Raw genomic sequence first — 13,349 nt, forward strand, 5'->3', positions numbered from 1 at the left:
GTAACCTCTCACCCTCCCATGGCTTCGCCATGGGCCCCTCCCTCTCTCAAAGAGAGAGGGATCAAGCCTAAGGCCCCACCGTCTCTCGCATCTCCGGAGCCTTCCGCCGCAGCGTCGCCTGCTCGTAGGCGTAGCCCAGGCTCAGCAGGCGCGCCTCGCTCCAGGCCGGGCCGATGAACGACAGGCCGACGGGCAGGCCCTCGACCTGGCCCATGGGCACGGTCAGGTGCGGATAGCCGGCGACGGCGGGCAGGGTGGTGGCCGAGCCGCCGTAGTGGTCGCCGTTGACCGGGTCGATGGTCCAGGCGGGGCCGGTGGTCGGGGCGACGAGGGCGACCGCGCCGGTCTCCTTCAGGATCCTGTCGATGCCCTCCGGCCCGGCCAGCCGCTTGGCGTCGGCCCTGGCCTTCAGATAGTCGGGGTCGTCAAGGCCCTTGGACGCTTGCGCCTTCTCGAAGGTCTCCTGGCCGAACCAGCGGGTCTCGGCCGGCGTCGCGGCGTTGAAGGCGATCAGGTCGGCCAGGGTGCGGGCCGGAACCTTTTTCGGATCGGTCGAGGCCAGGTAGGCGGCGATGTCGGCCTTGAACTCGGTGTAGAGCACCACCCCCTCGGCCCGGCCGATGGCGTCCTCGTCGAAGGCCGTCACCTCGACCAGGGTCGCGCCCTGGGCTTTCAGGTCCTCCAGCGCCTGCTCGAACACCGCGTCGGTCTGCGGCGAGCCGCCGGCATAGAACCGCGCCACCGCCAGGGTGACACCCTTCAGCGCATCCTTCGACAGGCCGGCGGCGTAGTCGCTCCTGCGGGCGTCGGCCTCCTGCGTGGCCGGGTCAGCGGGATCGGAGCCGGCCATGGCGGTCAGCAGCAGGGCCGCGTCGCGCACAGTCAGGGTCATCGGGCCGGCGGTGTCCTGGCTGTGGCTGATCGGCACGACATGGGTGCGCGAGACCAGGCCCACGGTCGGCTTGAGGCCGACCAGGCCGTTCATGGCGGCGGGGCAGGTGATCGAGCCGTCGGTCTCGGTGCCGATCGCGGCCGGCGCCAGCCCCGCCGCCACCGCCGCCGCCGAGCCGCTGGACGAGCCGCAGGGGCTGCGGTCCAGGGCGTAGGGATTGCGCGTGAAGCCGCCGACCGCGCTCCAGCCGCTGGTCGAGCGCGACGAGCGGATATTGGCCCATTCCGACAGGTTGGCCTTGCCCAGCACCACCATGCCCGCCGCCCGCAGCCGGGCGACCAGCGGGGCGTCGCGGCCGGTGACATTGTCCTTCAGCGCCAGCGAGCCGGCGGTGGTGGCTACGGGATCGAGGGTCTCGATGTTGTCCTTGATCAGCACCGACAGGCCGTGGAGCGGGCCGCGCACCTTGCCCGCCTTGCGCTCGGCGTCGAGGGCGCGGGCGATCTTCAGGGCGTCGGGATTGAACGCCAGGACGGCGTTGACCTCGGAACCGATGGCGTGCTGCACCGACAGCCAGCCTTTCACGAAGGCCTCGGCGGAGAATTCGCCGGCGGTCTGTTGGGCCTGTTCCTCGACCAGATCCGACTGCGGACCGATGAAGCCGACCGCATACATGTCGTCCTGGGCGGCTTCGGACTGGGCAGCGGGCAATTCGGCCGGCGCGCCCGGCTTGGCCTGCGGGGCGGCGTGGGCCGGAACGGCCAGCAGCAGGATGGCCCCGCCGAGCAGCAACAGACGCTTCAAGCTCCGCCCTCCATGCGAAAACGGCCCCGGCGATAACCGGGGCCGCGCTTTCGATCACTCGCCCCGATCACTCGCCCTTGAGCTTGCGGTCGAAGAAGTCGAGATGCGTCTTCATGACGTGCAGGCCCTTGCTCCGGCTGCGGATCACGCTGTGGCGCTCGCCCGGATAGAGCATGGTCTCGAAGGCGATCCCCTTCTTCTGCAAGGCCGCCAGCACGCGGGTGCTGTTTTCGAAGATCACGTTGTCGTCGGCCATGCCGTGGATCAACATCAGGCTGCCCGGCTTGAGGCGGTCAATGCGGTTCAGCACGTCCGACTGCGCATAACCGGCCTTGTTCTCGTCCGGCTTGCCCATGAACTGCTCGGTGTAGTGGGTGTCGTAGAGGCCCCACTCCGTCGGCGGCGCGCCCGCGACGCCGGCCGTGAAGGGCGTGCCCTCGGCGGTCAGCATCATCAGGGTCATGAAGCCGCCGTACGACCAGCCCATCACCCCCAGACGGTTCGGATCGACGTAGGGCAGGGTCTTCAGGAAGGCCGCGCCGGCGAACTGGTCCTCGACCTCGACCGTGCCCATCCGGCGGTCCAGCGCCGTCTTGAACGCCGCCGAGCGGTTGGACGAGCCGCGGTTGTCGAGCTTGAACACCAGGTAGCCGGCGTTGGCGAAGGCCTCGTCGTTGACGCTCCAGCTTTTCGTCACGCGCTGGGCGTGCGGGCCGCCATAGACCGAGACGATCACCGGGTACTTCTTGGCCGCGTCGAAGTCGGCCGGCTTCAGCAGCGACCAGTGCAGCACCTGGCCGTCGCTGGCCTTCAGCGTGCCGAACTCCGGCACGATGTGGCTCTCGGCATAGGGCGCGTAGGGGTGGCCGGCGCCCAGCTTGTTTTCCTCGATCCAGCGCACGCGCTTGCCGGCCGGGTCGTAGAGCGCGGTCTGCGGCGGGGTCTTGGGGTCCGAGTAGGAGCCGACGAAGGCGCCGGTGGCGGCGACCTTGGCGGTCCACCAGCCGCCGGCCGGGGTCATGGCGACCGGGGCGGCGGGCTTGATGTACGACACCGAATAGAGCCGGCGCTCGATCGGGGTGTCGATCGAGGCCCCGAAGAACACCAGGCCGCGCTTTTCGTCGACCGCCTCGACCTTGTCGATCGGCCAGTCGCCCTTGGTCACCTGGGCCAGCAGCTTGCCGTCGGCGGCGTAGTGATAGAGGTGGTTGTTCCCCGACTTCTCCGACGACCACAGGAAGCTGCCGTCCTTCAGGGCGCGGAAGTCGTCGTGCAGCTCGATCCAGTGCGGATCGGTCTCGGTCAGGATGGTCTTGCCGACACCCTTGGCCGGATCGAAGGCGATCAGCTCCAGGGTCTTCTGGTCGCGGCTCTGGCGCTGGACGTAGAGGGTCTTGCCGTCCTTGGCCCAGGCGACGCGGGCCAGGTAGATGTCCTTGTCGGCGCCAAGGTCGATCTGCACGACCTTGCCCGAGGCCAGGTCCTTGACGAACAGCTCGACCACGGCGTTCGGGCGGCCCGAGCGCGGATAGCGCTGCTCGACCACGGTCGCGCCCGTCGGGCCGATGTCGGCGCGCGGCACGATGTCGACGCCGCTCTCGTCGACGCGGGTGTAGGCGATCCGGGTCTCGTCGGGCGACCACCAGTAGCCGGTGTCGCGGTTCATCTCCTCCTGGGCGATGAACTCGGCCACGCCGAACGAGACGGCGTCCTTGCCCTCGGTCGTCACCGCCGTCTCGTCGCCGCCGGCCAGCGGGCGCACATAGAGGTTCTGGTCGCGGACATAGGAGACGAACTTGCCCTTGGGCGAGACCTTGGCGTCCACCTCGTCGCCGGCCGTCTGCGTCAGGCGGCGCACCTTGCCGTCGGCGACGCTGTCCACATAGAGGTCGCCGTCCAGCGGCACGAGCACGAAGCGGCCCTCGCTGTCCCAGCTGTATTCGACGACGCCGCGGGCCAGCACCCGGGCGCGCTCGCGGCGGGCCTTCTCGGCCTCCGACAGCTCCTTGTCGCCCGACGACAGGGCGTTGGCGTCGATCAGGCGATAGGGCTCGCCGCCGGCCACGTCGACCGCCCACAGGTCCTGGACGTTGGCGGCCTCGGCCTTGGCCTTCAGATAGGTCACCCGCTTGCCGTCCGGCGACAGGGCCACGCCCTTGGCGGTCGGGCCGTTGATGTCGGGATCGGCGAACAGGCGCTCGGGGGTGAGTTTTTCGGCCATCACGGGATGGGCCAGGGCGAGACAGGCCGACAGGGCCAGGAGCGAGGGACGGATCATGGCGCGGACGCTAGTGCCGAGCGGCGCCGTTGGCAAACCCGCTTGACTCCATTTCATGTGTCAGAAATAACTGACATATGAAATACGGACTTGCAGCATGATCTCGGGCGACGAGCTGGCGGCGATCCTGTCGGCGCTCGACAACCCCCATCGGCTCCGCATCCTCGCGGCGCTGAAGGTCGGCGGGCGCAACTATGTCAGCCGCCTGGCGCGCGAGATCGGCATCAGCCGGCCGCTGCTGCACCTGCACCTGAACAAGCTCGAGGACGCGGGCCTGGTCAGAAGCCAGCTGGAGCTGTCGGCCGACGGCAAGGCCCTGAACTATTTCGAGGTCGTCGACTTTCGCCTCGAACTCACGCCCGAGACCGTCGCGGCCGCCGCCGCGACGCTGTCCGAGAAACCCGAAAGGTAAGGGGGCTTGCATGCAAGCGCACATCTATCTGCTGACGATCTGCCTGCCGCTGGCGACCGTGCTGATCATCTTCGCCCTGCGCTACTGGTCCCGCGTGGCCCAAGCCAAGGCCGCTCACCAGGGCGGCGCCGCCCAGCAGGCGGTGCTCGACGGGCTGGGCGAGATCAAGGTCCGCCTGAGCGCCATCGAGAAGATCCTCAAGGACGTCGAGTGATGGTCGCCCTCGCGCCCGCGATCCGGACCCAGGGGACGGACCTGCCCGCCTGGCGGCTCAACGCCCTGCGCTGCGCCTACCTGCTGCTGATCGTCGGCCTGGGCATCCAGGTCTGGCCGGGCATCGTCCTGCGCCACGCGGGCTGGGAGCTGATGGAGGGCGTCGTCCAGTGCATGCTGGGGGCGCTGTCGCTGCTGGCGATCCTGGGCCTGCGCCATCCCTTGCGCATGCTGCCGCTGCTGATGTTCGAGATGGCCTGGAAGGCGATCTGGCTGGCCGCCGTCGCGGCGCCGAAGTGGGCCAGCGGCGGGATGGACGAAGACACCGCCGCCACCGCCTTCGCCTGCCTGCTCGTCGTGGTCTTCCCGATCGTGATCCCCTGGCGACATCTGGCCCCGACCTTCTTCGCCGGCCCGGGCGAGCGCTGGCGCTGAGCGCCGCTCAGTAGTGATAGGGCGACCGCTTGGCCCAGTTCGACTTCGGATAGCGGGCGTGCAGCAGGCGGAAGGCGCGGCTGCTCATGTCGTTCTCGTTGGGGCCCCAGTGGGTGACGCGGATCAGCCAGTATAGGGCCTCGGGCGAGCGCGGGTCCTCCGGATGGGCGCGGGCGTAGGCCAGCACCTCCTCCCAGACGTTCAGCGATCCCTTCGGCGGCTTTTTCTCGATGGAGCTCTGGAAGAATGCCGTGCGCTCGGCCTGGGCCTTAGCCTGGCCGGCGGCCACCACGTCGGGCAGCCGCAAGGGAAAGGCGCCCGGGCCGCACTCGCCCAGGCAGGTCAGGTCGCCGTCCGCCTCGGCCTGGCCGTAGATGACGCCCGAACTCTGGTAGTTGACCAGCGGCAGCGGGGCGCGCGCCGCCGCCCTCTGATCGGCGGGCAGGATCGTCCAGTCGTCCCAGGACCCGCGGAAATTGACGACCGAGCCGACGGGGCGGGTGTAGTAGACCAGATCGTTGCGCAGGCCGGGAATCTTGGCCAGCACGAAGAACTCGGCGAAGCGCTTGTCCGGCCCCGGCGCGGTGGCGGCGATCCGCGCCCAGTCGGTCTTCAGCTGGGGCAGCGTCTTGGCCAGATCCCGCGCCAGGCCGTCGATCGCCGCGTCGTCCTGCAACTGCACCGCCCGCACGAAGCTGGTCAGCGCCACGTCCAGGCGCAGATGGGTGGGCAGGGCCGGGTTGCGCGACAGCGCGATGCGCTGGTCCAGCGGCATGCGGTCGATGATCGCGCGGGCGTCTTCGCCGAAGCCGATGGTCTCGGCGGCCGGGCCGGTCTCCATCGAATAGCCGTCGGCCTGGCCGCGCTCAGGCAGCATGTCGCCGTTGCGCAGGCAGGCCTCGAAGCCGCCCAGGCAGATGCGGCGACGGGTGGCGTGCCGCGCGAAGTCGGAAAGGCTGGAGGCGACCTGCAGGCGCTCTGAGGTGAACAGCGCCCGGTCGCTGCCGGACAGGTCCTTGCGGGCCAGGATCGCGTCGAGGCGGGCGCGGGTCGCGGCCGGCGGGGCCTGCGCGATGGTCAGCCGCACCAGGTGATACTGCGCGCTCAGCCAGGCCGGGCCGGCCGGAACCTTCTCGGCGTCGGCGGCCAGCGCCTTGGCGGCCGGATCGTCGGGCGAGACCCGGGCCAGGGCCGCCAGCAGCCAGGCGGGGTCGCGCGTCTTGCTCCAGCGTTCGCGCGCGTGCTCCAGCGGGGCGGCGGGATCGAGCGCCTTCAGGGTCTCGATCCAGTCGACTGCGTCGGGCCGGGAGGACGCCTTGGCGCCCAGCGTCAGGTAGTCGCGCAGATCGACGGCGATCTGCGGATAGGGCTGCCGCCCGTTCAGGTCGCGGTCCAGATCGGCCAGGGTCTGGCCCGGCTGGTCGCGATAGGCCAGGGCGCGCAGCATGCCGCGGGTCTCGCCCTTGCCGAAGGTTCCGTCCGGCGCGGCGGCCAGTTCGGCGATCGCGGCGCGCGAGCGGGCGAAGCTGGCGGGGCTGGGCTTGGCCAGGGCCTCGCGTTGCAGCGCCCGGACCTTCAGATAGAGGCCCATGGGTCGCCAGGGCGAGTTGGGATCACGGGCGATGTCGCCGAAGCGCTCGGCCGCGGCGTTGTGGAAGCCGTTGTAGAGGGCCAGGGCCGCCGACTGGTAGGCTCGATCCGCGCGCAGCCAGCCGGGCTGATCGGCCAGCATCGGCGGCATCTCGACCCCGGCCTGGCCGCAGGCGGCGAACACCGAGTCCTGCCCGTCCAGCCAGGCCCGCACGGCCGGCGACGAGGCGCCATAGCGCCTGGCCCGGTCGCGCAGGGTGACGATGGCCGTGTCGAAGGCCTCGCGGAAGCAGTTCTGCCGGGTCTGGTAGTTGCCGATGTCGCGTTCGACGCTCAGGTACGACAGCTCGGACTTGACGCCCGGCAGGGTCTCGCGCGCCCGCGTCCAGCCGTAGACGCCGCCGTCTTCGCCGTCGAACGTCGGGGCCGGCGTGCAGCAGTCGGCGGTCAGCTTGGGACCGGCCTCGGGGCCGACCTGCAGGCCGTGCAGCAGCCGCCAGTTCAGGAACAGCATCGGCCGGGGCGAACGGGCCATGATCACGCCCTGCTGGCCGGCATAGAGCCGTTTCAGGTCGCGGGCGTCGCCGCCGCGCGTGTCCAGATACCAGGGAAGGGTCTCGTCGAAGCCCGAGCCGCAGGCCTGGCCCGCCAGAGCGCCCACGAGAACCGTGGCGGCCAAGACCGCCCCAACACGCCGCTTCACCGCCATCCCCCAACCTGCCGTCGCGCCGTCTCGAAGTCGGCTTCGGTCCAGCTGCGTGGAGCGAAGAGATAGACGCGGCGTCCGGGAGGCGCTCGAACTATAGGCGTGTCGGTGGAGACCGCCAGAGCTTGGCGACACTTCGGGTTGCGAAAATCGCGCCCTTTCGCCAGGCGTCGGCGCAGCGGCTCGCCGCCCTCGGTCATGCGGAACAGCATGGGTGCGATCTCGTCCACCGGGGCCTGCTCCAGCCAGGTCTCCGTATCGCACCACGAGGCCAGGGCGGTCATCGACAGCAGGGTTCCGGGCGGCAGTCCGGCCCGCACGTCGGTCAGCACGTCCAGCAGCACCTGGCGCTGCGACGCGCGCACCTCGAAGTCGATCTGCACCCGGCGGGCGGGGATCGCGGCGGCGTAGTGCAGGATCGCCGCCGTCGTCCGGGCGCGCAGGGCGGGCGTCCACGCCAGGGGTCGGTCAGGGTCGATCTGCACGTGCACCAGGGCGGTGGTCGGCGGCCGGCTGACCTTCAGCGGAAACCGCCGTCCCCGCGACTCCACCGCATCGCCCGACAGCTCGACGAAGCCGGTCTGCACCGCCACCTCGGCCCGATCGCCGAGAAAGCGCAGGTCCTCCGGCCGCTCCCAGGCCCAGACGACCAGGGTCGAGGGCGGCCGCCCCGCCGGCCCACAGCCGGCCAGCGCAATCAGGGCGGCCAGGACGACGCGGACGCGCAACGGCGGTTCCTTCAGGCGAATCCGGGGAAGGGGGTCAGGCTAGCAACAGGCGGGGGCGGCGGCGATGGTTGCTCATCCCTCGCACCTCAAGATCGTCATCCCGGGCGAAGGGCCGCGAAGCGGACCGCAGACCCGGGACCCAGGGGACTGGGCTGAGCGGCTCGATCAAGCGCCCCAAGCGGTCGCCGACGCTTTGCGGCGACCCCTGGGTCCCGGCTCTCCGCTTCGCTGCGGCCGGGATGACGACCGAAGAAGCGTGGCGTCCCCCTAACCGGGAAACCGCCGCTCCAGCCACCCCAGGATCGCCGCGTTCACCGCCTCCGGCTTCTCCTGCTGGGTCCAGTGGCCGCTGCCCTCGACCAGCACCTTCTCCAGGTCCGAGATCTGCTCGCCCATCCGGTCGGCGAGCGACGGCGGCAGCACCACGTCGTGCTCGGCCATGATCATCAGGCACGGAACGCCGTCGATGCGGCGGGGCAGGGGCTCTGACCGCTCCCAGTTGCGGGTGAAGTTGCGGTACCAGTTGATCGGCCCGGTGAAACCGCCCGTCTCGAAGGCCTCCACATAGACCGCCCGCTCGGCGTCGGTCAGGAACTGCTTGTCGTCGCCGGCCGGGTCGAAGTGCTCCAGGGCCAGTTGCAGGGCCAGCGACCGCCGCTCGGCGGGGCGCGACGAGAAGCCGACCACCCCGTCGCCGGGCAGGCGCATGAAGAAGCGGATGGTCTTGTCCACGTCCTGGGCGAACAGGGCGTCGGCCGCGCCGGGCGTCTGGAAGTGGACGATGTACATGTCCTCGCCATAGGCGGCCTTGAACATCTCGATGGGATCGATCGGCAGGCGCGGCACGAACGGGGTGTTCAGCCCGATGATCCCGGCCACCCGGTCCGGATGCAGCAGCGGCATGGCCCAGACGATGATGCCGCCCCAGTCGTGGCCGCAGAAGATCGCCTTCTCGACGCCCAGGTGATCCAGCAGGCCGACCAGGTCGCCGGTCAGGTGGGCCATGTCGTAGTCGGTGACGGCGGCGGGCTTGTCGGTCAGGCCGTAGCCGCGCTGGTCCGGGGCGATCACCCAATGGCCGGCTTCGGCCAGCGCGGCGACCTGGTGGCGCCAGCTGTAGGCCAGCTCCGGAAAGCCGTGGGAGAAGACGATGGGGACGCCCGTTCGCGGGCCGGCCTCGTAATAGGCCATCCGCACGCCGTTGATCTGCGCGAACTGCGGCTGCGGCCAATCGGCGGCCATGGGCTTCTCCCTTGTTATGTTATCTGCGGTCAGATTGCGGGCGGGGAAGCGCGCCCGCAAGACCGATAAGGGGTTTCCGTCGCGGCAGACGGGAGTAGAAGGCCGGGATGACTTCGGCTCCTCCCGCTTCCCCGCCCGCCACGCCCTGGCGGCTCGTCCTGCTGCTGGGCGCGCTGACGGCCTTCGCGCCGATGTCGATCGACATGTACCTGTCCAGCCTGCCGGCCATCGGTCGCAGCCTGCACGTCGGCGCCGAGCAGACCCAGCTGACCCTGGCGGCCTTCTTCGCGGGCATGGCGCTGGGCCAGTTCGTCTACGGCCCGGCCTCCGACCGGCTGGGACGGCGCGCGCCGATCCTGCTGGGCGTGGGCATCTACACCGTCGCCTCCCTGACCTGCGCCCTGGCGCCCAACATCGAGGTGCTGCTGGGCGCGCGCTTCGTCCAGGCCCTGGGCGGCTGCGCCGGGGCGGTGGTGGCCCGCGCGGTGGTCCGCGACCGCTTCGACCACGCCGAGACCGCACGGGTGCTGTCGCTGATGACCCTGATCATGGGCCTGGCCCCCGTGCTGGCGCCGCAGCTGGGCGGGGCGATCGACGCCGTCGCCGGCTGGCGTTGGGTGTTCGGGGTGATGGCCGCCTTCGGCCTGGCGATCGGCGTCTGGGTGGCGCTGGGCCTCAAGGAGTCGCGCTCGGAAGAGACCGCCGCCCAGGCCCGCGCCGAGAACCCCCTGCGCGCCTTCGGCCTGCTGCTGCGGGAAAAGCGCCTGCTGGGCTACGGCCTGGCCGGGGCGCTGAACGGCTCGGTGCTGTTCACCTACATCTCGACCGCGCCCGACCTCGTCATGGGCACCTACGGCCACTCGGCCCTGGTGTTCAACATCGTCTTCGCCCTCAACGCCGTCGGCATCATCGGGGCCAGCCAGGTCAACCGCTTCCTGCTGCGCCGGTTCAAGCCCGACCAGGTGCTGATGCGCGCCAGCGCCGCCTCGGTGGTCCTGGCCCTGGTGCTGACCTTCTTCTCGTGGACGGGCCTGGGCGGCGAATGGACCGTGCTGCCGGTGCTGTTCCTGGCCCTGTCGACCTACGGCCTGATGTCGGGCAACACCATGGCCGGCGCGCTCAGCGTCGACCCGCGCCGGGCCGGCTCGATCTCGGCCCTGATGGGCGGGGTCTCGTTCGCGGCCGGCGCCGTGGCCTCCTGGGCCGGCGGCATGCTGCACGACGGCACCCCGCGCCCGGTGGCGGCGGTGATGTTCGCCTGCCTCGTCGGCTCGGCCCTGGCGATCTTCCTGCTGGCGGTTCCGCGCAAAAAATCCCTCTCTCTTTGAGAGAGGGCGGGGCCCGCCGCCGAAGGCGGTGGGAGGGTGAGAGGTTTCACCGCTGGCAGGCAAATCCCAACGTGCTTCAACGGGCCTCAGCCCTTCAAAGCTTCCCGCCAGGAGGCGGAGCCACCCAAGTCATCTGCATCTAGGGATCGCGACGCGGGTCGAACGCCCCGCGCTTCTTTCGGTGAGTTTGTTACCTCTCACCCTCCCATGGCTTTGCCATGGGCCCCTCCCTCTCTCAAAGAGAGAGGGGTCTTTCTCAGCCCTCGTCGCCGACCTTGCGCGCGGTCCAGGCCAGCACCAGCCAGCCGGCCAGGAAGGCCACGCCGCCGATCGGGGTGATCGCGCCCAGGATCCTCGGGCCGCCGAAGGCCATGGCGTAGAGCGTGCCCGAGAACACCAGGGATCCGAACAGGAAGAGGCCGGCGGCGAGACCCCCCGAGCGCCCGCTCGCCCGCGCCACGGCGAAGGCGGCGAACACCGCCAGGGCGTGGATCATCTCGTAGAGCGCGCCGGTCTTCAGGAGCTCGACGGGCCGGGCCTCGTGCACGCCGTGGGCGGCGAAGGCCCCGACGGCCACCGAGACGAAGCCGCTCAGCGCGGCCAGCGGCAGGTACGTCCTGGGCGTCCAGATCTTGGCCATGAAGTCCTCTTCGCGCGCTACGAACGCCGCTCTAGCGGTGCTTGTCGTGCTTGGCCACTTCGTCGGGTTTGATGTCGATCAAGTTCGGGGCGGCGGCGTTGTATTCGTCGGTCTTGTGCAGGTCCATGACGACGCTGCGGTGGCCTTCCCAGACCATGTGCAGGGCGACGTAGAGCACGATGGCCAGGCCGATGAAGCCGATCCAGCGGTGCTTGTGCAGCAGCTTGGCGATGGCGTTGGCGGCCAGGCCCATCAGGGCGATCGACAGCAGCAGGCCGAACACCAGGATGCCCGGGTGCTCGCGGGCCGCGCCGGCCACGGCCAGCACGTTGTCCAGCGACATCGAGACGTCGGCGATCAGCACCTGCAGGAAGGCGCTCTTGAAGCTCTTGGCCGGCTTGGCCCGGGGTTCTGTGTTGGGATCCGAGTCGAGCACGGCGGACGCGTCGGCGGCGTCCTGGGCGGCCTGCTCGCGCAGCTCGCGCCACATCTTCCAGCACACCCACAGCAGCAGGAAGCCGCCGGCCAGCAGCAGGCCCACCACGCCCAGCAGCCAGGTGGTGATCAAAGCAAAACCGATGCGCAGCACCACGGCCGCGCCCAGACCGTAGAGGATGACCTTCTTGCGGTCCTTGACCGGCAGGCCGCCCGCCGCCAGGCCCACGGCCACGGCGTTGTCGCCGGCCAGGACCAGGTCGATCATCAGGACCTGCAGGAAGGCCGTCAGCGGGCCGCTAGCGGAGGAAAAGAGCGCGTCGAGCATGCGGTCTCAATGGGGCAGGCGGCGCGCCCTGGCAAGCGCTCAAGGCGGCATGGACGGCGATCGAGGCGCGCCCTGCACGGGAGCGAACGAAAAAGGGCCCGTCCTGCTGGACGGGCCCTCGATCTTAGTGGACCGGTTCCGGTTCGCGGTGGTGGGCCGCTTCGTGATGGTCGGTCTTGTGGTCGTCCCCGTGGCCATCGTGGTGCTCGGCCTCGGCGTGGGCCGGTTCATGATGATCTTCGGCGTGGCCGTGATCGTCATGATGTTCGGCGTGGGCGACCGGCTCGGCGTGGCTGACGTCGCTGACGTGCTGCACCTGCGGGCTGTCGTCGGCCGGAGCCGGGAAGGGCTCGTGCTCGGCGACGGCTTCTTCCGCCTTGGCTTCCTCGTGGTGGTTGAAGGCGGCCACGGCCGCCGCGCCCGCCACGGCGCCGCCGGCGGCGGCCACCATCGGGTTCACATAGGCCACGTCCTGCGCCTTGGGCGTGTCGAACTCGGCCTCGTTGCGGCCGTAGTCGGTCAGGGTGCGGAACTTGCGGCGACGCTCGGCCTGGGCCTTGGCCTTGGCGGCGTTGCGCGAGATGGCGACGATGATGATCAGGGCCAGCAGCAGCAGGCCAGCGCCCAGCAGCGACTTGCCCGGGACCTTGCCGATCCCCGGCACCTCGACCTGCTGGTCGAGGAAGGCCGGCAGCTTGAAGCCCTTGGCGGCGGCCTCGACCTTCTCAGGAACCGCGGCCACCTGCTTGGTGATCGCGCCCAGCGAGAAGGGCTGGGGCGCCTTGCCGCCGTCCAGCGACGCGCCGAACTGCGTGGTCAGCTGGCCCTTGGCGTCCGGCGTCGGCTTGACCTGCCAGGCGAAGGTGGTCGGCTCGCCCGGCTTGACGGTCGCGGTCTGGCGGCCGTTCGGGGTGATCTCGTAGCCCTGGCCTTCCAGGTCGGCATAGGCGCTGACCTTCTTGGCCGGCTTGCCCAGGCCGAACTTGGCGGCCTGTTCCTTGATCAGGTCGCCCAGGGTCGCGGGCAGCGACAGGGTGACCTGGCCTTCCTTGCCGGTCTTCAGGCTTTCGGCCGTGGCCAGCACCGCGCCACTGGTGGCGGCGGGCGCGACGGCGGCCTGCAGCTTCTCGACCTTCGGCGGCAGCTTGACGGCGGCCGGAGCCGCGACCGGCGCGACGACCGGCGGAACCACCGGAGCCTTGGCCACGACCGCCGGCTTGACGGGCGGAGCGGCGGGCTTGAGAACCTCGGGCTTGGCGACCTGCACGGGCGGCGGCGGCGCTTTGGCGACCACCGGAGCCGGCTTCGGCGCGGGTTT

General features: G+C 70.4%; 12 protein-coding genes and 1 pseudogene. 4 read left to right on the top strand and 9 right to left on the bottom strand.

Going from position 1 to position 13,349, the window contains the following annotated elements; all coding sequences use genetic code 11:
• Window positions 1-67 precede the first annotated feature (67 nt).
• Window positions 68-1,696, bottom strand: coding sequence for an amidase (locus DMC18_RS01650; RefSeq protein WP_370444611.1), 1,629 nt, complete (start codon window positions 1,694-1,696; stop codon window positions 68-70).
• Between the two features lie 67 nt (window positions 1,697-1,763).
• Window positions 1,764-3,974, bottom strand: coding sequence for a S9 family peptidase (locus DMC18_RS01655; RefSeq protein ID WP_110118179.1), 2,211 nt, complete (start codon window positions 3,972-3,974; stop codon window positions 1,764-1,766).
• A gap of 97 nt (window positions 3,975-4,071) precedes the next feature.
• Here DMC18_RS01655 and DMC18_RS01660 point away from each other — a divergent pair, with 97 nt between their 5' ends.
• From DMC18_RS01660 to DMC18_RS01670, 3 genes are read left to right on the top strand one after another with little or no spacing between them, the layout of a single operon-like run.
• The gene (locus tag DMC18_RS01660) at window positions 4,072-4,386 is read left to right on the top strand and encodes a helix-turn-helix domain-containing protein (protein ID WP_110118178.1); all 315 of its coding nucleotides are present in this window, start codon (window positions 4,072-4,074) and stop codon (window positions 4,384-4,386) included.
• Window positions 4,387-4,396: 10 nt separating this feature from the next.
• Entirely contained in the window at window positions 4,397-4,600 is a 204-nt protein-coding gene (locus tag DMC18_RS01665) for a hypothetical protein (protein ID WP_110118177.1), read from the top strand.
• Window positions 4,600-5,034 carry a hypothetical protein gene (locus DMC18_RS01670; RefSeq protein ID WP_110118176.1) on the top strand — a complete coding sequence of 145 codons (435 nt, stop codon included), beginning with the start codon at window positions 4,600-4,602 and terminating at the stop codon, window positions 5,032-5,034. The genes DMC18_RS01665 and DMC18_RS01670 overlap by 1 nt, the downstream gene beginning before the upstream one ends.
• 7 nt (window positions 5,035-5,041) lie before the next feature.
• Here the strand turns inward: DMC18_RS01670 and DMC18_RS01675 are convergent, their stop codons facing one another.
• The 4 genes and pseudogenes from DMC18_RS01675 to DMC18_RS01685 all read right to left on the bottom strand — a co-directional run bounded on the left by DMC18_RS01675 (window position 5,042) and on the right by DMC18_RS01685 (window position 9,300).
• Window positions 5,042-7,303, bottom strand: a complete 2,262-nt coding sequence (locus DMC18_RS01675) for a hypothetical protein (RefSeq protein ID WP_110118175.1) — start codon at window positions 7,301-7,303, stop codon at window positions 5,042-5,044.
• Window positions 7,304-7,323: 20 nt separating this feature from the next.
• On the bottom strand, window positions 7,324-8,058 hold the full coding sequence (locus DMC18_RS01680) for a hypothetical protein (protein ID WP_199228317.1): 735 nt from the start codon (window positions 8,056-8,058) through the stop codon (window positions 7,324-7,326).
• Between the two features lie 95 nt (window positions 8,059-8,153).
• Window positions 8,154-8,315, bottom strand: a pseudogene (locus tag DMC18_RS27225) (hypothetical protein); the annotation flags it as partial.
• A gap of 10 nt (window positions 8,316-8,325) precedes the next feature.
• Entirely contained in the window at window positions 8,326-9,300 is a 975-nt protein-coding gene (locus DMC18_RS01685; RefSeq protein ID WP_110118173.1) for an alpha/beta fold hydrolase, read from the bottom strand.
• A 107-nt stretch (window positions 9,301-9,407) separates the two neighbouring features.
• Here DMC18_RS01685 and DMC18_RS01690 point away from each other — a divergent pair, with 107 nt between their 5' ends.
• Window positions 9,408-10,628, top strand: a complete 1,221-nt coding sequence (locus DMC18_RS01690) for a multidrug effflux MFS transporter (protein ID WP_110118172.1) — start codon at window positions 9,408-9,410, stop codon at window positions 10,626-10,628.
• Between the two features lie 256 nt (window positions 10,629-10,884).
• On the opposite strand, the gene DMC18_RS01695 is transcribed toward DMC18_RS01690, so the two are convergent.
• From DMC18_RS01695 to DMC18_RS01705, 3 genes are all read right to left on the bottom strand, one after another.
• A complete protein-coding gene (locus DMC18_RS01695; RefSeq protein WP_110118171.1) occupies window positions 10,885-11,268 on the bottom strand; it encodes a DUF423 domain-containing protein in 384 nt (127 codons plus the stop codon).
• 31 nt (window positions 11,269-11,299) lie between these two features.
• Complete coding sequence (locus DMC18_RS01700) at window positions 11,300-12,031, bottom strand: TerC family protein (RefSeq protein ID WP_110118170.1); 732 nt, start codon at window positions 12,029-12,031, stop codon at window positions 11,300-11,302.
• Window positions 12,032-12,155: 124 nt separating this feature from the next.
• On the bottom strand, window positions 12,156-13,349 hold a 1,194-nt coding region (locus tag DMC18_RS01705), incomplete at its 5' end, for a hypothetical protein (RefSeq protein ID WP_304538737.1).

The sequence above is a fragment of the Caulobacter sp. D5 genome, from assembly GCF_003185805.1.
In the GTDB taxonomy this organism is placed as follows: domain Bacteria; phylum Pseudomonadota; class Alphaproteobacteria; order Caulobacterales; family Caulobacteraceae; genus Caulobacter.